The organism is Massilia genomosp. 1, assembly GCF_011682185.1.
Classification (GTDB): domain Bacteria; phylum Pseudomonadota; class Gammaproteobacteria; order Burkholderiales; family Burkholderiaceae_D; genus Telluria_A; species Telluria_A rubra.
The window spans coordinates 1-17,229 of record NZ_WHJF01000127.1 but is presented as its reverse complement, the minus strand read 5'-3'; the positions used below and the strand labels follow the sequence as shown (position 1 = coordinate 17,229).

Genomic DNA, 17,229 nt, shown 5'->3' with positions numbered 1-17,229 from the left:
TCGCCTACCTTCGCATGTCCAAGTTTAAAAACCTTCCGGCCAATCCACTACAACCAGCCGCCGCTCCGTTGCGATCTACCATCTACCGTGCCGGCTGTCCAGTTCCACTCAAAACGGCATAGAGCCCGGATCGTCTCGCCGTTGGGCGGGCATGATGCACCAGGCGACCCGCCGGCGTCGTGCCCGCCAAGGGGCAGGGCGGCTAATTCATGTTCGCGCGGCACGCCACCGTCCAGATAGGGCGGGGCCTGCCACAGGGCACCAAGCAGATTAATGCCAGCGCGACGCTCGTCCCGCTGGCTTTTTTGTACCACGACCGCTCGCCGTATCCGCGGTGTGAACGGGCTTTGAAAAGCGCGTAAATTTGGGCTTTGCACGCGGTTTTTGTTAAATTCCCCGCCGTGCCCGGGACGGGGTAGCTTGACTATTTCGCGATGTGTGCATCAAGCCCGCTGGGGAACGCTCTTCCCCCAGTGGGAGCCCGCGGCAGGCGTCTACGGCCGCGCGCATGGCGAAAAGCCACGCGCAATGGCACCCAGATTTGCGCGCTTTTACAAGCCCGCTAACACGCGGCCCTTCGGCGGGCTGGTCGAGCTGCTCGACGCCAGGTGGTGTTGGGCGGATTACCGCGACAGCGACGATTTCCCGCATGCCGGGATGGCCACAATGAATGCGGAGTATGTCAGTTTCGGGCACTGCGAAGTTGACGAAAATTGCGCGTATCATTTCTTCTACGACCGCAACGGCGATTTCTTCGTGCTCCATTTCGACCAGGCGTTTCGTGATGACGAAGCGAACCAGTACATGTTCGAGCTGGCCAGCGGCAAAAACCGGCGTGCGCCCATGACGCGCGAGGAGTTTCTGGCGCCCTATCTGGAGCAGGTGCTGTAGGGGCCGTCGAAAAACCGTCGCGAGCGGCGCGCGCTCAGGCGCCCGGTCCGAGCCGCGCCGTGGCGCCTTCCACCACGGCGGCGGAAAACACGCGCCGCTCCGGGCAGCCGCCGCTTGAACAGATCAGCCCGGTCAGCATGGCGCTGGCCGCCAGCGTCATGCTCTGCACCGGCTGGCGCAGGGTGGTCAGCTTGTAGCTGAGCCAGCCGGCCGGCGCCATGCCGTCGAACCCGGTCACCGACAGCTGGCCCGGCACGTCCAGGCCCAGCTCGTGGCGCGCCGTGTCGAGGCAGCCGATGGCCATGAGGTCGTTGCCGCACATGACCGCGTCCGGCAAGCCGCCCAGGCCGGCGATGATCTCGCGCAGACCGCGCCCGCCGCTGGCGTAGTCGTAGTCGCCGCTGACGATGAGCGGCGCGGCCAGTCCCAGTTCGGCCAGGCGCGCGGCCACGCCGCGCTTGCGCTCTTGCGCGACGGCCGAATCGTGCGGGCCGTCGATCATGGCGAAGCGCTTGTGGCCGGCGGCGGCCAGGCGCGACACCAGCAGGCGCGCCCCTTGCACCTGGTCGCACACGACCGCGTTGACCGCGCCTTCGCGCAGGGTGCGGTTGAACAGCACGAAGGGAATCCGGCGCCGCTCGAACTCGGCCGCCTGGGGCGCGCTCAGGGTGGCGGCCAGCAGCGCGCCGTCGACCTGGTGCTGCCAGATGTCGGCCAGGGTGGCGCCGATATCGCCTTCGCGCGCCAGCGAAAACAGCAGCACGCGCATGCCTTGCTGGCCGAATTGCCGGCTCAGCTCGGACAGGATCTGCGGATAGTGCAGGGTGACGATGTCCGACAGCACCACCGCGATCAGGTTCGATCGGCGCGTGATCAGGCTGCGCGCGGCCGCGTTCGGTGTGTAGTCGAGTTCGGTGGCGGCCTGCATCACGCGCGCATAGGTCGCCTTCGACACGCTGGCGCCCGGCTTGAAGCAGCGCGACACGGCCGACTGCGACACCCCGGCCGCGCTGGCCACATCGTAGGACGTGACGCGGCGCGCTTCGCTGTGGATCAGCTGCTTGACGTCGGCGATGCTGGGATTGGGCGGTGGCGTGTGGGTCATTGTTCTTCTGGATAACAATCCTTACCGGATTGCCCAGTGTAGCCCACTGACTTGCCATGTGGAAATACTTTTACTGTTGAGTAATTGCGCGCGGCGATCCAGGCCGATTTCAGTTGCGCCACGGAGACAAAGCACAGGAATGCCCGTTTCAGGCGCGCTCTGGTATAATACCGCCCCTTAATCTAAAGGGTACCATGGCGAATGCTTGCGGCGTCGATTTCGGAACGTCAAACTCAACAGTAGGCTGGGTCCGCCCCGGTCAGTCGTCCCTGCTCGCCCTCGAGGATGGCAAGGCAACCTTGCCCTCGGTGGTGTTTTTCAACGCCGAGGACGAGGAGGTCAGCTATGGCCGCGCGGCCCTGGCAGGCTATCTTGCGGGCTATGAAGGGCGCCTGATGCGCTCGCTCAAAAGCTTGCTCGGGACCAGCCTGATCGATGGCCAGACCGAGGTCGGCGGACGCGCATTGCCGTTCCGCATGCTGATGTCGCACTTCATCGGCGAGGTCAAGCGGCGCGCCGAGCGCGAAGCGGGGCGCACCTTCACCTCGGCCGTGTTCGGCCGCCCGGTGTTCTTCATCGACGACAGCGCCGCTGCCGACCGCCTGGCCGAGGATACCCTGGCCGAGGTGGCGCGTTCGGTCGGCTTCGAGCACGTGGCGTTCCAGTACGAGCCGATCGCGGCCGCCTTCGACTACGAGTCGCAGATCCGGCGCGAGGAACTGGTCCTGATCGCCGACATCGGCGGCGGCACCTCGGACTTTTCGCTGGTGCGCCTGTCGCCCGAACGGGCCTTGAAGGCCGAGCGGCGCGACGACATCCTGGCCACCGGCGGCGTGCATATCGGCGGCACCGACTTCGATAAATACCTGAGCCTGGCCTCGGTGATGCCGCTGCTCGGTTACCAGACCCTGTTGAACAACAATAGCGCGATTCCATCGAGCTATTTCTTCAACCTGGCGACCTGGCACACCATCAACCTGGCCTACACCAAAAAGGCGGCGGCGCAACTGGCCGACGTGGCGCGCGACGCCCGCGAGCCGGACAAGCTGGGCCGCCTGCAACGCCTGATCGAAGAGCGCTCCGGCCACTGGCTGGCGATGCAGGTCGAAGAAGGCAAGATCGCGCTGTCGGAGGCGGCCAGCTACACGCTCGCGCTCGACCGCCTGTCGCCGCCGCTCGACTTGCTGCTGCAACGCAGCGAGTTCGACGACGCCATCGGCCACCTGGTCGGCAATATCGACCAGACGGTGCTGAAGTTGCTGAGGGATGCCGGCGTGGCGCCGGACGCGGTCGACACCGTGTTCTTCACCGGCGGATCGAGCGGCGTGCGCATGCTGCGCGAACGCATCGGCGCGCTGGTGCCGAAGGCGCGCAAGGTCGAAGGCGACCTGTTCGGCAGCATCGGCGCCGGGCTCGCGCTCGACGCCGTGCGCAAGTTCGGTTAAGGGGAGGCGCCGTGTTCGAAAAACCGATCGTCGTGCTCGATTTCGAGACCACGGGCTTGTCGCCGGCCTGTGGCGACCGGATCACCGAAGTGGCGGCCCTGCGCATCGTCAACGGCCGCGTGAGCGAACGCTTTGTGTCCCTGGTCAATTGCGGTGCGTACATTCCAGCCTTCATTTCGGACCTGACCGGCATTTCCCAGGCGATGGTCGACAGCGCGCCGCCGGTCGAACGGGTGTTGCCGCAATTGTTGGAGTTCATCGGCAGCGATGCCTTGTCGGCCCATAACGCCAGCTTCGACGAAAAATTCCTGCACGCCGAGGCCGGGCGGCTGGGCATGGTTCCCGGTCATCAGGGGCTGGTGTGTTCGCTCAAGCTGTCGCGCCGCGTGTTTCCGGGCTTGTCGAGCTACAAACTCGGCTTGCTCTCGGGCCAGCTCGGGATTCGTTTCCGCAGCGCCGCCCACCGGGCCGAGGCCGACGCCGAAGTGGCGGCCGACCTCTTGATCCACATCGCCCGGCATCTGGGCCAGACCTACGGCTTCGGCGCGGTCGCGCCGCAGTTGCTGGTGTCGATGAACAAGTTGAGCGCGGCCAAGGTGCCGGCCTGGCTGCGCCAGATGGCGGACGCGGCACGCTTGGCAGAAAATCCGCCACAAACCGCCTGATCGCTTTACAATATTGGCACCATGACCCGCCAGTCCTTCATTCGTATTGTGTTGTCGCTTCTGCTGCTGATGTCGCAGCAGATGGCGACCTCGCACGTGATGTCGCACTGGAGCAGCGCGCAACAGTTAACCTCGCACCAGGACGGCAGTGCGCTGTCGCGCGCGGTGGCCCAGGACCAGAGCTGCGACCAGTGCCTGGCCTTCGCCCAGCTGGCCGGCCCGCTGGCCAGCCATGCGCACGGCTTTGCCTTTACCGATCCCGGCGCCACGCTGGCGGCGGCCATCGCGCCCCAGGGCGCCCGCGCGCGCTCCCTGCGCGCGTTCGAACCACGCGCTCCACCCCAAGCCTGACAGCCAGCTCCACCCCCTGTATGTATTGTGCGCTTCGCCTGTCCTTTCGCGGCCGGCGCGCGCCTGTCTGTCACTGTTTGTTTGCTTGAGGTTTTCACATGAATATCCAACGTACGCTGCTTGCCAGCGCGATCCTGTCCGCCCTGTCCACCCTGAACTACGCCAACGCGCAGGTCGTCGCCGTGGCCGCCGCCGCCGATCCCGTCGTGCCCAGGGTGATCGTCACCGCCAATCCGTTCGGCAAGTCCGAAGGCGACCAGATCCTGACGCCCACCAAGATCTTGTCGGGCGATGAATTGCGCGACAAACTCGGCGGCTCGCTGGGCGAAACGCTGTCGCAGGAACTCGGCGTATCGGCCTCCGGTTTCGGCGCCGGCGCCTCGCGCCCGATCATCCGCGGGCTGGAAGGCTCGCGCGTGAAAATGCTGGAAAACGGCATGGCCGTGGCCGACGTGTCCGGCCTGTCGAACGATCACGCGGTCTCGGCCGACGGCGCCGTGGCGCGCCAGATCGAAATCCTGCGCGGCCCGGCCGCCTTGCTGTACGGCTCGGGCGCCATCGGCGGCCTGGTCAACGTGGTCAACGAACGCATCCCGACCGCGCTCGAAGCCAAGCCGGCCGGCCAGCTGGAAACCCGCTACGGCACGGTCGACAAGGGCCGCGGCGCCTCCGGCTCGCTCGATGGCGCGGTCGGCAACATCGGCTTGCACATCGATGGCAATATCCGCCGCTCCGACGACTACAAGATTCCCGGCAACCGCGTCCTGAACGATCCCTCGTCCGCCTCCGGCCGCCTGCCGCAATCGTTCACGCGCCAGGATACGCTGGGCGCCGGCGCCTCGCTGATCGGCGACTGGGGCCACGCCGGCGTGTCGGTCTCGACCTTGAACAACCGCTACGGCATTCCCACCCTGGAAGGCTCGAAGATCGACCAGTCGCAGACCCGCTACGATGCCGATACCTTGTTCAACAAGCCGTTTGGCGGGGTCGAAACCATCAAGCTCAAGTTGGGCTACACCGATTACGAGCATGCCGAGCTCGACGACGAGAACAAGCCGGAAGTGTTGTTTACCAACCGCGCCCTCGAAACCCGCGCCGAGCTGACCCATGCGCCGCTGGCCGGCTGGCACGGCACGTTCGGCGTGCAGACCGAAAACGCCCACTTCAGCGCCCTCAGCGGCGAAGGCGGGCCGGACACGGTGCCGGTCACGCACTCGATGTCGAGCGCGCTGTTCCTGGTCGAGGAACGCGATGTCGGCCCGGTGCGCGTGAATGCCGGCGCGCGCCTGGAATCGGTCAAGCGCACCCCGCTCGGCAACGTCGAGCGCAAGTTCGACCTCGGTTCCTACTCGGTCGGCACCCAGTGGCCGTTCACCCAGGGCTACAGCATGGGCGCGACCGTGTCGGTGGCGCAGCGCGCGCCGGCCACCGAAGAACTGTACTCGGGCGGCCCGCACGACGCCACCCAGACCTTCGATATCGGCAACGCCGACTTCAAGAAGGAAACCTCGCGCAATATCGAGCTGTCGCTGCAAAAAGTCACGGGCCTGGTGCGCTGGAAGGCCAATGTGTTCCAGAACAAGGTCAAGGACTTCATTTACGGCAATATCAGCGGCGCCCTGGTCGACGAAGAAGGCAATCCGGGACAGGAATTGCTGCAACGTGTCTACCAGCAAGCCGACGCCAGCATCCGCGGCGCCGAAGCGGAAGTGAGCTACAACCAGCACGGCGAGGGCCTGTCCCTGCGCGGCTTTGCCGACACCTCGCGCGGCAAGCTCGATCACGGCGGCAGCCTGCCCTTGCAGCCGGCCGCCCGCATTGGCGCCGACGCCGGCTACCGCAGCGGCCCCTTGCGCGCCGGCATGTCGGTGGTGCGCGCCCAAAGCCAGGACCGGCTCGCCAGTTTCGAGCAGCATGCGACCCCGGCTTACACCCAGCTGAGCGCCAACGTGTCGTGGACCCAGCACATGGGTACGCTTGACCTGACCTGGTTCATGATCGCGCGCAATCTTTTGAACGAGGATATCCGGCTCTCGACCTCGGTACTGAAAGAGGTTTCGCCACTGCCCGGCCGAAATTTCCTGTTCGGCGTTCGCACCAAGTTTTAAGCAAGCGCAAGCACAAATTTGTTTCAGGCTGAAACCAAACCCCGCCGAGAGCGATCTCAGCGGGGTTTTTTCATGCCCCCTTAACGTGACAACCTGCTATGACGCTTGTGCCCAGTCAAACTCCGGCACTCTTGTTCTATTAAAATTTTAGCAATACTTCTCAGGTCGCTTGTTGCCTGTTGCAGCCCAATATTTCTGTAGTTTCAACGGCCTTGGCGCCGAAGGATGAAGCATGGACCGCCAGAATACTATTCGCGAGAACTATCAAACCTACATGTGGTTCCGCCAGGCAGCCGAGCGCGGCGATGCATACGCCCAGTTCAACCTGGGGCTGATGTACAAGAAAGATGGCGAATACGGGCGCGCGGTCGGCTGGCTGCGCAAGGCTGCCCAGCAGGGACTGGCGTTCGCCCAGAACCACCTCGGCTCGATGTATTACCACGGGCGCGGGGTTCCAAAAAACGATACCGAGGCCGCCGCCTGGTTCCGCCAGGCCGCCGAGCAGGGCGACGCCTCGGCCCAGCAAAACCTGGGGCTGATGTTCCGCAAGGGGCGCGGGGTGGGGCAATGCCACGAGCAGGCCATGACCTGGTTCTACCGCGCCGCCGAACAGGGCGTGGGCAGCGCCCAGACCCTGCTGGCCGAGTGCTATCTGTCGGGGCAGGGGGCGCCGGTCAATTATCCGCTGGCCATGGCCTGGTTCCGCAAGGCGGCGATGCAGAGCGACGCCTCGGCCCAGCTGAACCTGGGATTGATGTACAAATACGGCCAGGGCGTCGAGAGCGACGATGAACAGGCGCTGTGCTGGTTCCGCCAGGCCGCCGCGCAGGGCAACGCCATGGCCCAGCGCCAGCTGGGCGTGGCCTACGCCGACGGGCTCGGCGTGCGCGCCGATCCCCTGCGCGCCGTCGCCTGGCTGCAGCGCGCCGCCGAGCAGGGCGACAAGGATGCCCAGTTCAGCCTGGGCGTGATGCTGGCCAACGGCCAGGGCGTCGAGCGCGACGAGCCGCGCGCGCTGCAATGGTACGCGCGCGCCGCCGAGCAGCGCCACGTGCTGGCCCAGTACAACCTGGGCAGCATGTACGCGAACGGGCGCGGCACCCCGCGCGACGAGCTGCGCGCGCTCGAATGGTACCGCCGCGCGGCCGAGCAGGGCGCGGCCGTCGCCCAGTTCAACCTGGGGGTGATCTACGCCAGCGGCCAGGGCGTGCCGCGCGACGACGTCCAGGCCGTGCAATGGTACCGCAGCGCCGCCGGGCAGGGCGACGCCAGCGCCCAGAACAACCTCGGCGTCATGTACGCCAACGGCCAGGGCGTGCCGCAGGACGACGCCATGGCCGTGTACTGGTACCGCCAGGCGGCCGAGCAGGGCCATGCGCTGGCCCAGTACAACCTGGGCGGCATGTACAACAGCGGGCGCGGGGTCGAACGCGACGTCGTGCGCTCCTACATGTGGATGCTGCTGGCGGCCGACGCCGGCGACGAGACGGCCAATGCCAACAAGAGCATCGTGGCGCGCCGCCTCACCCCGGCCGAGATCGGCGCGGCGGTTGACCAGTCGCAACAGTGGCGCCTGGCCCGTGCCGGGTCCGCCAAGGCGCCCGGCGCCGGGCACTAGCGCGCCGCAGCGGCGCCGCGTTCGTTCATTGTATTGACGTCGCGCCGCTGCGCCGTATGCATTTGTTCTCATGCGCACTAACTCGGTTGAAAGTTCTGTTCGGAACTTTCTTCAAGACGCTACAATAGGTCAGCCAACAGGCCGTACCTGCCTCGCCCACCTGGCGGGCTTATCGTCCACCCTGGAATCGCGCCCATGAACACCTTTTTCCGTTCGATCACCCTGGCCGCCCTGTCGCTGGCCAGCGCCGCCGCCGGCGCCGCCGCCATTGCGGTGCAGGTCCATGACAGCGGCGGCAAGCCGCTGGCCGATGTGGTCGTCACGGCCGCGCCGGACGGCAACGCCGGCTTGCCGCAACCGCTCAAGCCGGCCGAGATCGAACAGCGCGGCCTCAAGTTCATCCCGCTGGTGACCGTGATCCAGACCGGCAGCCAAGTGTCGTTCCCGAACTTCGACAAGGTCAAGCACCACATCTATTCCTTCTCGCCAGCCAAGAAATTCGACCAGAAACTGTATTCCGGCGTGGCGGCCGCGCCACAGGTGTTCGACAAGGCCGGCACCGTGGTACTGGGCTGCAATATCCACGATGGCATGGTGGCCTACATCAAGGTGGTCGATACCCCGTTCTTCGCCAAGACCGACGCCGCCGGCGTGGCCCGCATCGAGCTGCCGGCGGCCGGTAAATACATGTTGTCGAGCTGGCATTTCAACATGGCCGGCGCTGCCGCCGAGCAGAGCGTGGCGGTCAAGGGCGAGGGTGCCACCGCGGCCAGCGTCAAACTGGTCATGAAAGCGCCGGCCGCCGACGCCGGTGCGCCTTGACCGCATGAAGTTGCGTTTCAACAGTCTTGAAGGGCGCATCGTCGGCCTGTTCCTGGTGCTGATCGTGGCGGTGCAGGCGATCGGCTTGCTGGTAATCGAGCATGGCATCAATGCCAATGCGCGATCGAGCATCGCCACCGAGCTGATCAACGGCGAAAAAATCTTCCGCAAGTTGATGGAGCAGAACGCCCAGAGGCAGCGCTTTTCGGCCCAGGTGCTGGCGCGCGACACCGCCTTTGTGCAAGCCATCGGCAATGGCGACGAGGACGACCGCGCCACCATCGCCTCGGCGCTGGCCAACAGCGGGCGCCGCGCGCGCGCCGACATGACCATGCTGATCGACGGCGAACGCCGGGTCACGGTCGAAACCGGGATCGTCAAGAACGGCGCGCTCGAAAAGCTGGTACTGAGCCTGCTCGACCGCGCCGAGCAGCACGATGGCGCCAGCGCGGTGGCCATCGTCGACCAGCGTCCGGTGCAGGTGGTGGTCATGCCGGTCAAGGCGCCGATCACGATCGCCTGGGTGATGATGGGCTTTGCGCTCGAGCGCCAGCTGGTGCTCGACATGCGCGAACTGTCGCAGCTCGACGTGGCGATCTTCACGCGCCAGCAGGACGGGCCGTTCGCGCCGTTCGAGTCGACCCTGGCGCCGGCGGCCATGGCAGGCGTCACACGCGCGCTGCAGGCGCTGCAGGCGCTGCCCGACAATCAGGCGCGCCCGTTCGACCTCGATGTCGGCGGCATCCGCTACAGCGCGCGCCTGCTGCCGCTCGGCCTCGATGGCGGGCGCCACGCCGACGTGCTGCTGGCGCGTTCGATCGACGACGCCACCGCCGAATATACGCGCCTGCAGCGCACCCTGATGATCCTCACCGTGGTCGCCACCCTGGTCGCATGCGGCGCGGCGGTGTTCACCGCGATGCGCATCGCGCAGCCGCTGCGCCATCTGGCCGGCACCGCGCGCCGCATGGAGCGCGGCGATTACGACGGCCGCATCGATGTCGAGCGCACCGACGAGATCGGGGCGCTGGCCAAGGCCTTTGCCGGCATGCGCGAGTCGATCGCCAAGCGCGAACAGGAAATCGGCCGCCTCGCGTACTGGGATGCGCTCACCGACCTGCCCAACCGCGCCCAGTTCGTGCGCCTGCTGGGCGAGGCCCTGGAGCAGGCGCGCCAGCGCGAGCACGTGGTATTCGTGCTGATGATGGACCTGGACCGCTTCAAGCATGTCAACGACGTCATGGGTCATGCGTTCGGCGACGCCCTGCTGCAAAAAGTGGCCGGGCGCCTGCGCGCGCTGCTCGTCGAATCGCATCCCCAGGCGCAGCTGGCGCGCCTGGGAGGCGACGAATTCGTGGTGCTGCTGCCGGCCTCCTCGATCGACCATGCGCACAAGGTGGCGGCGGGCATCCTGCGCGCGCTCGAAGCGCCGCTCTCGCTCGACGACCAGACCGTCGACATCGGCGCCGGCCTGGGCATGGCGGCCTTTCCGATCAATGGCGCCGATCCCGAGTCGCTGCTGTCGATGGCGGAAGTGGCGATGTACGCAGCCAAGCAGCGCAACGACGGCGCCGTGGCCTACGACGCGGCGATGGACAAGTCGAGCGCCAAGAGCCTGGGCCTGCTCACGGAACTGCGCAACGCCATCGAGCGCAACGAATTCCGTCTGCACGTGCAGCCCAAGATCCGGCTCGACACCGGCGAAGTGGTGGGCGTCGAGTCGCTGGTGCGCTGGGTCCATCCCGAGCGCGGCAACGTGTTCCCGGACGAATTCATCCCCTTCGCCGAGCAGACCGGCTTTATCCGCGTGCTCACGCGCTGGGTGCTGGACCAGTCGGGGGCGCTGTGCAGCGAGCTGCAACGGCAGGGGATTTACCTGAAAATCTCGGTCAACCTGTCCACCCGCGACTTGCTCGACCAGGACCTGCCGGCCAAGTTCAAGGAGATCCTCACGCGCCACCAGCTCTCGGCCGGCTCGTTCTGCCTCGAGATCACCGAAAGCGCGATCATGGACGACCCGGTGCGCGCCCAGCAGACGCTGGAACGCCTGCACACCATGGGCGTGGATTTGTCGATCGACGATTTCGGCACCGGCTACTCGTCGCTGGCCTACCTCAAGCGGCTGCCGGTCGATGAACTCAAGATCGACAAGTCGTTTGTGCTGAACATGGAAAACGATATCGGCGACACCAAGATCGTGCGTTCGACGATCGACCTCGGTCACAACATGGGATTGCGCGTGGTGGCCGAGGGGATCGAGAGCGAAGCGGTGTGGCGCTTGCTGGCCGCGCTGGGGTGCGACCAGGGCCAGGGCTATTTCATGAGCCGGCCGATCGCCGCCGACAAGCTGGTTGGCTGGATCGCCGGCTGGACCCCGCCGGCCAAATCGGCGCTGCCTTACACCGAGTCGGTCGGCTCGACCTGAGCCCGACTGCTGCGCCGCTCCCACAGGTGCAGCGCGCCATGGAAGAAAAAATGAATGACGGCGATGAAAGCCAGCGCCAGGTTCCACAGAAAGATGCCGCTACCCGGATGGGCGTACTTGCCGTCGTCGAGTAGTGCAAGGGCCAGCAGCAGCCAGGCCGCCGCCAGGTAAAACAGGCGCACCACACGGCGCCACCAGAACGCCGCCACCGCAAACACGGGAACGAAGAAAACGGCAATGAAACGGTTCGACAGCTGCCCGTCAAGGCTGCGCAGGGTGAGCCGCCACAAGGCCTCGTGCGGCGCGCCGGCCCAGTGCGAGGCGACCGCGATATAGGTCACCGTCCACCAGGTCAGCAGGCAGCCGGCAAAAGCCAGTACGCAGTGCAGGGCGGTGCCGCCAAGGTGCATGGTTTTCATGGTTCGCGGCGCCGCCACAAGCGCAAGGTGCCAGCAATGACAAAATGAATGGCGGCGATGAAGCCCACCACCATATTGTGACCCAACACGGCGATACTGACGTTGTGGTCGTCGGCGCCGCCAAACACAAGGACGAGGAGCACCAGCATCGTCAATGCCAGATATGCCAGCCTGGAGACGCGGCTCCACCAGAACAACGCGACTGTAAAAACCGGAACGAGAAAGATGTAGTAAAAGGGCTCGGCCAGTTGCTCTTCGACGGCGCGCATCGCGAGCCACCAGATCGGCTCGGACCTCACGTCGGCTGCGTGGTGCGCGGTGTCGAAATACGCCACCGTCCACCAGGTCAGCAGGCAGGCGACGAAGGCGAGCGCGCAGTGCAGGACATAGCTGGCGAGGAAGAAACGCCAGAGCGCGCGCAGGCTTGAGTTGGTCATGGCGGGTTGGGGTGTATGGTTGCGGCACGCGGAGGCTTTATTCTAACCGATGGGCCGGGCCTGTTCAAAAACACGGCCCCCGGTTTTCTGCCCGCCTGCCATCGCCAGCGCCCGCATTTCGCGCTATGATCTTCCCCGGCAAAGTTGCCCATATCACCAAGAGACAGAACCATGCAAATGAGACATGCAGTCCTCGTCGCCAGCCTGCTCGCCGCATTCGGCGGGCCAGCCCTGGCCCAGGTCCAGACCCAGTCCTGTGCGCCCGGCGGCACGCCGACGACCTATCCGGTCACGAAAAAAGTCGAGCAGCAGGATGTGTATCACGGCACCAGTATCGCCGACCCTTACCGCTGGCTCGAAGACGCCAACAGCGCCGAGACCAAGGAATGGGTCGACGCCCAGAACAAGGTCACCCAGTCCTACCTGGGCCAGATCGGCGAGCGCAGCGCCATCAAGGAACGCCTGACCAAGCTCTGGAACTACGAGCGTTACAGCGTGCCGTACAAGGAAAGCGGGCGCTATTTCTACAGCCGCAACGACGGCCTGCAAAACCAGTCGGTGCTCTACACCATGAAGTCGCTGGGCGACGAGCCGCGCCTGCTGCTCGACCCGAACACCCTGGCCGCCGACGGCACCGTGGCGCTGGCCGGCACCGCCGTCAGCCCGGACGGCAAATACCTCGCCTACGGCACCGCCGCATCGGGCTCGGACTGGAACGAGTGGAAAGTGCGCGACATCGACACCGGCAAGGACCTGGACGACCACCTGAAATGGGTCAAGTTCTCGGGCGCCTCCTGGACCCGTGACGGCAAGGGCTTCTTTTACAGCCGCTACGACGCGCCGGAAGAAGCGGCCAAGCTGGCCGGCATCAACTACTTCCAGAAGCTGTACTTCCACAAGGTCGGCACGCCGCAGAGCGACGACACGCTGGTCTACGACCGTCCGGACGAAAAGGAATGGGGCTTCGGCGGCGAAGTGAGCAACGATGGCAAATACCTGATCATCACCGCCACCAAGGGCACCGCGCCGAAGTACCGCATCTTCTACAAGGATCTGAGCAAACAAGGTTCCAAAGTGGTGCCGCTGATCGACCAGTTCGAGGCCTCGTACAACTTCATCGACAACGACGGTCCGGTGTTCTACTTCAGCACCGACAAGAAGGCCACGCGTTCGCGCCTGATCGCCATCGACACCCGCAAGCCCGCCGAGAAGAACTGGAAAGAAATCGTGCCCGAGACGGCGCAAACCCTGGTCGGCGCCTCGATGGTCAACAAGCAGTTCATCGTCCAGTACCTGGCCGATGCGCGCAGCATGGTCAAGATCGTGGACCGCAAGGGCAAGCTGGTGCGCGAGATCGCGTTGCCGGGCATCGGCTCGGCGGCGGGCTTTAACGGCAAGCCGGGCGACAGCGAGACCTTCTACTCGTTCACCGGCTTTACCAACCCGACCACGGTGTATCGACTGGACATGAAAACCGGCGCGAGCACGGTGTTCCGCAAGCCGACCGTGGACTTCGACCCGAACGCGTATGAGACGCGCCAGCAGTTCTACACCAGCCGCGATGGCACCAAGGTGCCGATGTTCATCGTCTCGAAAAAGGGCCTCAAGCTCGACGGCAGCAATCCCACCTACCTGTATGGCTACGGTGGCTTTAACGTGTCGCTGACCCCGGGCTTTTCGCCGGCCAACCTGGCATGGATGGAAATGGGCGGCGTGTACGTGGTGGCCAACCTGCGCGGCGGCGGCGAGTATGGCGAAGCATGGCACGAAGCGGGCACCAAGCTGCACAAGCAGAACGTGTTCGACGACTTTATCGGTGCCGCCGAGTGGCTGGTGGCGAACAAGGTGACCTCGCCGGCCAAGCTGGCCATCGGCGGCGGCAGCAATGGCGGCCTGCTGGTCGGCGCGGCCATGACGCAGCGTCCGGAGCTGTTCGGCGCGGCCATTCCGCAGGTCGGCGTGCTCGACATGCTGCGCTTCCATAAATTTACCATCGGCTGGGCGTGGATCTCGGATTACGGCTCGTCCGAAAACGCCGATGAATTCAAGGCGCTGGTGAAGTACTCGCCGCTGCATAACCTGAAGGCGGGTGCGTGCTATCCGGCGACCATGATCACCACGGCCGACCACGACGACCGCGTGGTGCCGGCGCACAGCTTCAAGTTCGCGGCAGCCGCCCAGGCGGCGCAGGCGGGTGCTGCGCCGATCCTGATCCGCATCGACGTCAAGGCGGGCCATGGCGCCGGTAAGCCGACCACCAAGCAGATCGAGGAAGTGGCCGATCGCTGGGGCTTCCTGAGCCGCGCCCTGCGCATGAACGTGCCGGCCAAGGTGGCGGCGCAGTAGTCGTGCCTTCCCCTTTTCTGTGCCGTATAGGACGAGGGGATGCATCGATCGTCACGCTGTAAACAGCGCGCCTGCCGCCACCGTCGGCAGGCGCGCTTTTTTGCGTTCAGAAGTCGCGCTTGATCGTGTTGCTCCTGAACGAACCGGACAGCCCCTCCACGCTGACCAGGGCATACACCTCATCCTGCCCCCAGTCTTCGTTCAGTTGGCCGGCCGACACGGTGTTCGACAGCGAAAAACTCCCGTCCACGCCCACCCGTTCGATGCCGGTGCCGCCAATGCTGAACAGCGTGTCGTCGAACCACTCGTCGTCGCCGCGAATCCGCGCGCCGACCTTCTTGTTGACCGAGTTATAGAAACCGTCGCCATTGACAACCACCAGATAGTTCCCCGGCTGGTTCTCGGCAGGGGTGATGTAGAGCGTGACGTTCATGATGGTTCTCCTTGCGTTGGCCCCGGGGGGGGGGCAGACCTCCAGTATTCGGGATCGAAAAAGAGCGGCTTGAACAGGACGCAAGCCCGCCGAGCGCTGCCTTTATGCCGGCTCAATGCCTGTCAACGGAAGACCCGGGCAGGGCCGGTCGTCGTGAAGAGTATCGACAGGCGCTACCCGGCATCCCGTCCGGCGGTACTTTTGGCCAACTTTCGCACCATTCGCGCCGCACAGGTCACAGTGAGATCCTTTTCACTGTCAAGGACCGTCATGCAGCTCGCCGCCGCCCGCCCCAACATTGCCCTGTACCTGGCCGCCATCCTGACCGGCGCCATGCTGCTGGCTGGCCCCATCCTGCAACCCGACGGTTACCACGTCTTTGCCGACGGCCGCGCCCTGTCCGGCCTTGTCAACGCGGCCGATGTGCTGTCGAACTTCGGCTTCCTGCTCATCGGGCTTTACGGCTTGCTGCACGTGCGGCCATCGCGCCCGGCCTACCAGATGTTTTTCGTCGCGATCCTGATGACCGCCTTCGGCTCGTCCTGGTACCACCTGGCGCCGGACGACACGCGCCTGATCTGGGACCGGCTGCCGATCGCGCTGGCCTGCGTGTCGCTGCTGGCGGCAAGCCTGCACGATGCCTTCCCCGCGCGTTTCGCGCCGCTGCCGACCCTGGCCGCGCTGTGCGCACTCGGCGTGGCCAGTGTCTTCTGGTGGTCCGCCACCGGCAACCTCGGCCCCTACCTGCTGCTGCAACTGGCGCCGCTGGTGCTGATCCCGGTGTTGCAATGGCAGACCGGCGCGCCGCTGGCGCAGCGGCGCGCCTTCGGCATCGCGATCGGCCTGTATGTGCTGGCCAAGCTGTGCGAACTGGCCGACGGCGCCATTCTCGGCGCCATCCACGCCATCAGCGGACACACGCTCAAGCACGTGTTTGCCACTCTGGCCGCATTGGTGCTGGCGCGGATGATCGCCAGGATGCGCTGAACGCGGTGTCGGCCCATCCCGGCCACGTGCATTTCATGCAAGCGATCCTGCGCTGTGTCGCAAGCCGGTTCCGCCGGCATCGCTTCAGCAATACGCTGCCCGAACCTGACCCGGCCGGGCAGGGCGATCCCATCGCGCTGAGGAAGCTTATGCACCGCTTGCTTGCCATCATCGCTGTTGCCGTTGTCTGCCACGTCCAGGCATCCACCGCCGAAGCGACGCCGCCGTTCGCGCCGTCCGCCCACAAGCTGCAACGCGGCCAGCCCAACGAGCTGATGGTGCTTGGTACGCCGCACCTGCGCCAGTTGCCGGCCTCGTTCGATCCGGCCACGCTCAGTCTGCTGACCGACCGTCTGGCGCAGTGGCAGCCGCAGGCGGTCGCCATTGAGGCGCTGTCCGGAGCGCAGTGCGCGTTCATGCGCAGCTATCTGCAGCGTTACGCCGATTCGATCAAGTCGTATTGTTGGGATCCGGCGGCGGCCACGGCGGCCACCGGCCTGGACGTGCCGCAGGCGACTGCGCCGGCCGGACGCCTGCTGGCCGCCTGGCGGCGAACGAGGGTCGGCATTGGTGCAATGGCTGCGTTTGTCCGGCGGCGCGCATCGAGCGGGCCAAGGCGCTCGAAAGCCGGCTCGATACGGCGGCCGGCGTGCTGGCCATGTACCGCGCGTACAACGCTCCCGGCGCAGCCGAGGAGACCTTTCGCAGCGACTTCGGCGCGGCGCTCGAAGAACCCTCGCCGCAGCGTTTCGGGCGTGGCTATGTTGCCTATTGGGAGACGCGCAAGCTGCGCATGGCGTCCAATATCGGCGACGTGATGAGCGCGCGGCCCGGCGTGCGCGTGCTGGTGGTCGTCGGCGCGGCGCACAAGGCCTATCTGGAGGCCTACCTCGACCAGATGCACGACGTGCGCATCGTCGCGACCGACCGGCTACTGCGTTAGTGGGCAGAATTGGCGCCCGGAGCCGCCTGATCGGGCACATTGCCGCACAGCGCCATCAAGCCAATCCGGTGCCCGAAGGCGGCGAATCGCGCACAGCATCGGCAACCGTCTAGCCTGGATGTTGCATAAACCGGAATTGCGGACTGGCCTTTCCCTTGACGTCTGTCTGGCTGAGCTTGAGTAGTGCGCCGGGCAAAGTTCGCCCTACCCACGCGCAGTAGGGTTCGGCAAGCT

The 17,229-nt window shown here is 65.6% G+C and carries 16 protein-coding genes; 11 read left to right on the top strand and 5 right to left on the bottom strand.

Annotated elements, in window-relative coordinates; genetic code table 11:
• Window positions 1-420 precede the first annotated feature (420 nt).
• Window positions 421-891, top strand: a complete 471-nt coding sequence (locus F1735_RS29370; RefSeq protein ID WP_167240214.1) for a hypothetical protein — start codon at window positions 421-423, stop codon at window positions 889-891.
• 34 nt (window positions 892-925) lie between these two features.
• On the opposite strand, the gene F1735_RS29365 is transcribed toward F1735_RS29370, so the two are convergent.
• Window positions 926-1,996 carry a LacI family DNA-binding transcriptional regulator gene (locus tag F1735_RS29365; protein ID WP_167240213.1) on the bottom strand — a complete coding sequence of 357 codons (1,071 nt, stop codon included), beginning with the start codon at window positions 1,994-1,996 and terminating at the stop codon, window positions 926-928.
• Between the two features lie 194 nt (window positions 1,997-2,190).
• On the opposite strand from F1735_RS29365, the gene F1735_RS29360 reads away from it, so the two are divergent.
• From F1735_RS29360 to F1735_RS29330, 7 genes are all read left to right on the top strand, one after another.
• The gene (locus F1735_RS29360) at window positions 2,191-3,441 is read left to right on the top strand and encodes an Hsp70 family protein (protein WP_167240212.1); all 1,251 of its coding nucleotides are present in this window, start codon (window positions 2,191-2,193) and stop codon (window positions 3,439-3,441) included.
• 11 nt (window positions 3,442-3,452) lie between these two features.
• On the top strand, window positions 3,453-4,106 hold the full coding sequence (locus tag F1735_RS29355) for a 3'-5' exonuclease (RefSeq protein WP_167240211.1): 654 nt from the start codon (window positions 3,453-3,455) through the stop codon (window positions 4,104-4,106).
• Between the two features lie 21 nt (window positions 4,107-4,127).
• Window positions 4,128-4,457, top strand: a complete 330-nt coding sequence (locus tag F1735_RS29350; RefSeq protein ID WP_167240210.1) for a hypothetical protein — start codon at window positions 4,128-4,130, stop codon at window positions 4,455-4,457.
• Between the two features lie 98 nt (window positions 4,458-4,555).
• Entirely contained in the window at window positions 4,556-6,565 is a 2,010-nt protein-coding gene (locus F1735_RS29345; protein WP_167240209.1) for a TonB-dependent receptor, read from the top strand.
• A gap of 232 nt (window positions 6,566-6,797) precedes the next feature.
• Window positions 6,798-8,183: a tetratricopeptide repeat protein gene (locus F1735_RS37950; RefSeq protein ID WP_167240208.1), complete on the top strand. Its 1,386-nt coding sequence runs from the start codon at window positions 6,798-6,800 to the stop codon at window positions 8,181-8,183.
• Between the two features lie 195 nt (window positions 8,184-8,378).
• Window positions 8,379-9,005: a methylamine utilization protein gene (locus F1735_RS29335; protein ID WP_167240207.1), complete on the top strand. Its 627-nt coding sequence runs from the start codon at window positions 8,379-8,381 to the stop codon at window positions 9,003-9,005.
• Window positions 9,006-9,009: 4 nt separating this feature from the next.
• The gene (locus F1735_RS29330) at window positions 9,010-11,430 is read left to right on the top strand and encodes a putative bifunctional diguanylate cyclase/phosphodiesterase (protein ID WP_167240206.1); all 2,421 of its coding nucleotides are present in this window, start codon (window positions 9,010-9,012) and stop codon (window positions 11,428-11,430) included.
• Here F1735_RS29330 and F1735_RS29325 read toward each other — a convergent pair.
• A complete protein-coding gene (locus F1735_RS29325) occupies window positions 11,403-11,849 on the bottom strand; it encodes a hypothetical protein (RefSeq protein WP_167240205.1) in 447 nt (148 codons plus the stop codon). The genes F1735_RS29330 and F1735_RS29325 overlap by 28 nt on opposite strands.
• Window positions 11,846-12,286: a hypothetical protein gene (locus F1735_RS29320; protein WP_167240204.1), complete on the bottom strand. Its 441-nt coding sequence runs from the start codon at window positions 12,284-12,286 to the stop codon at window positions 11,846-11,848. The genes F1735_RS29325 and F1735_RS29320 overlap by 4 nt, the downstream gene beginning before the upstream one ends.
• A gap of 171 nt (window positions 12,287-12,457) precedes the next feature.
• Between F1735_RS29320 and F1735_RS29315 the strand changes: the two genes are divergently transcribed.
• Window positions 12,458-14,632 (top strand): prolyl oligopeptidase family serine peptidase, encoded by a 2,175-nt coding sequence (locus tag F1735_RS29315; RefSeq protein WP_229506021.1) that lies wholly within the window; start codon window positions 12,458-12,460, stop codon window positions 14,630-14,632.
• A 106-nt stretch (window positions 14,633-14,738) separates the two neighbouring features.
• Here F1735_RS29315 and F1735_RS29310 read toward each other — a convergent pair whose 3' ends face one another.
• Complete coding sequence (locus F1735_RS29310; RefSeq protein WP_167240203.1) at window positions 14,739-15,065, bottom strand: hypothetical protein; 327 nt, start codon at window positions 15,063-15,065, stop codon at window positions 14,739-14,741.
• 270 nt (window positions 15,066-15,335) lie between these two features.
• Between F1735_RS29310 and F1735_RS29305 the strand changes: the two genes are divergently transcribed.
• On the top strand, window positions 15,336-16,052 hold the full coding sequence (locus F1735_RS29305; protein ID WP_167240202.1) for a hypothetical protein: 717 nt from the start codon (window positions 15,336-15,338) through the stop codon (window positions 16,050-16,052).
• 436 nt (window positions 16,053-16,488) lie between these two features.
• Here F1735_RS29305 and F1735_RS37570 read toward each other — a convergent pair whose 3' ends face one another.
• Window positions 16,489-16,620 carry a hypothetical protein gene (locus F1735_RS37570; protein ID WP_267876708.1) on the bottom strand — a complete coding sequence of 44 codons (132 nt, stop codon included), beginning with the start codon at window positions 16,618-16,620 and terminating at the stop codon, window positions 16,489-16,491.
• A 90-nt stretch (window positions 16,621-16,710) separates the two neighbouring features.
• Between F1735_RS37570 and F1735_RS36900 the strand changes: the two genes are divergently transcribed.
• Window positions 16,711-16,995: a DUF5694 domain-containing protein gene (locus F1735_RS36900; protein ID WP_229506022.1), complete on the top strand. Its 285-nt coding sequence runs from the start codon at window positions 16,711-16,713 to the stop codon at window positions 16,993-16,995.
• Window positions 16,996-17,229: the final 234 nt, after the last annotated feature.

Bases quoted from the DNA above. Each gene is read 5' to 3' on its own strand.
- F1735_RS29365 (WP_167240213.1), bottom strand. From the start codon at position 1,996: ATGACCCACACGCCACCGCCCAATCCCAGCATCGCCGACGTCAAGCAG.
- F1735_RS29360 (WP_167240212.1), top strand. From the start codon at position 2,191: ATGGCGAATGCTTGCGGCGTCGATTTCGGAACGTCAAACTCAACAGTA.
- F1735_RS29350 (WP_167240210.1), top strand. From the start codon at position 4,128: ATGACCCGCCAGTCCTTCATTCGTATTGTGTTGTCGCTTCTGCTGCTG.
- F1735_RS29345 (WP_167240209.1), top strand. From the start codon at position 4,556: ATGAATATCCAACGTACGCTGCTTGCCAGCGCGATCCTGTCCGCCCTG.
- F1735_RS37950 (WP_167240208.1), top strand. From the start codon at position 6,798: ATGGACCGCCAGAATACTATTCGCGAGAACTATCAAACCTACATGTGG.
- F1735_RS29335 (WP_167240207.1), top strand. From the start codon at position 8,379: ATGAACACCTTTTTCCGTTCGATCACCCTGGCCGCCCTGTCGCTGGCC.
- F1735_RS29330 (WP_167240206.1), top strand. From the start codon at position 9,010: ATGAAGTTGCGTTTCAACAGTCTTGAAGGGCGCATCGTCGGCCTGTTC.
- F1735_RS29325 (WP_167240205.1), bottom strand. From the start codon at position 11,849: ATGAAAACCATGCACCTTGGCGGCACCGCCCTGCACTGCGTACTGGCT.
- F1735_RS29320 (WP_167240204.1), bottom strand. From the start codon at position 12,286: ATGACCAACTCAAGCCTGCGCGCGCTCTGGCGTTTCTTCCTCGCCAGC.
- F1735_RS29315 (WP_229506021.1), top strand. From the start codon at position 12,458: ATGCAAATGAGACATGCAGTCCTCGTCGCCAGCCTGCTCGCCGCATTC.
- F1735_RS29310 (WP_167240203.1), bottom strand. From the start codon at position 15,065: ATGAACGTCACGCTCTACATCACCCCTGCCGAGAACCAGCCGGGGAAC.
- F1735_RS29305 (WP_167240202.1), top strand. From the start codon at position 15,336: ATGCAGCTCGCCGCCGCCCGCCCCAACATTGCCCTGTACCTGGCCGCC.
- F1735_RS37570 (WP_267876708.1), bottom strand. From the start codon at position 16,620: ATGCCGACCCTCGTTCGCCGCCAGGCGGCCAGCAGGCGTCCGGCCGGC.
- F1735_RS36900 (WP_229506022.1), top strand. From the start codon at position 16,711: ATGTACCGCGCGTACAACGCTCCCGGCGCAGCCGAGGAGACCTTTCGC.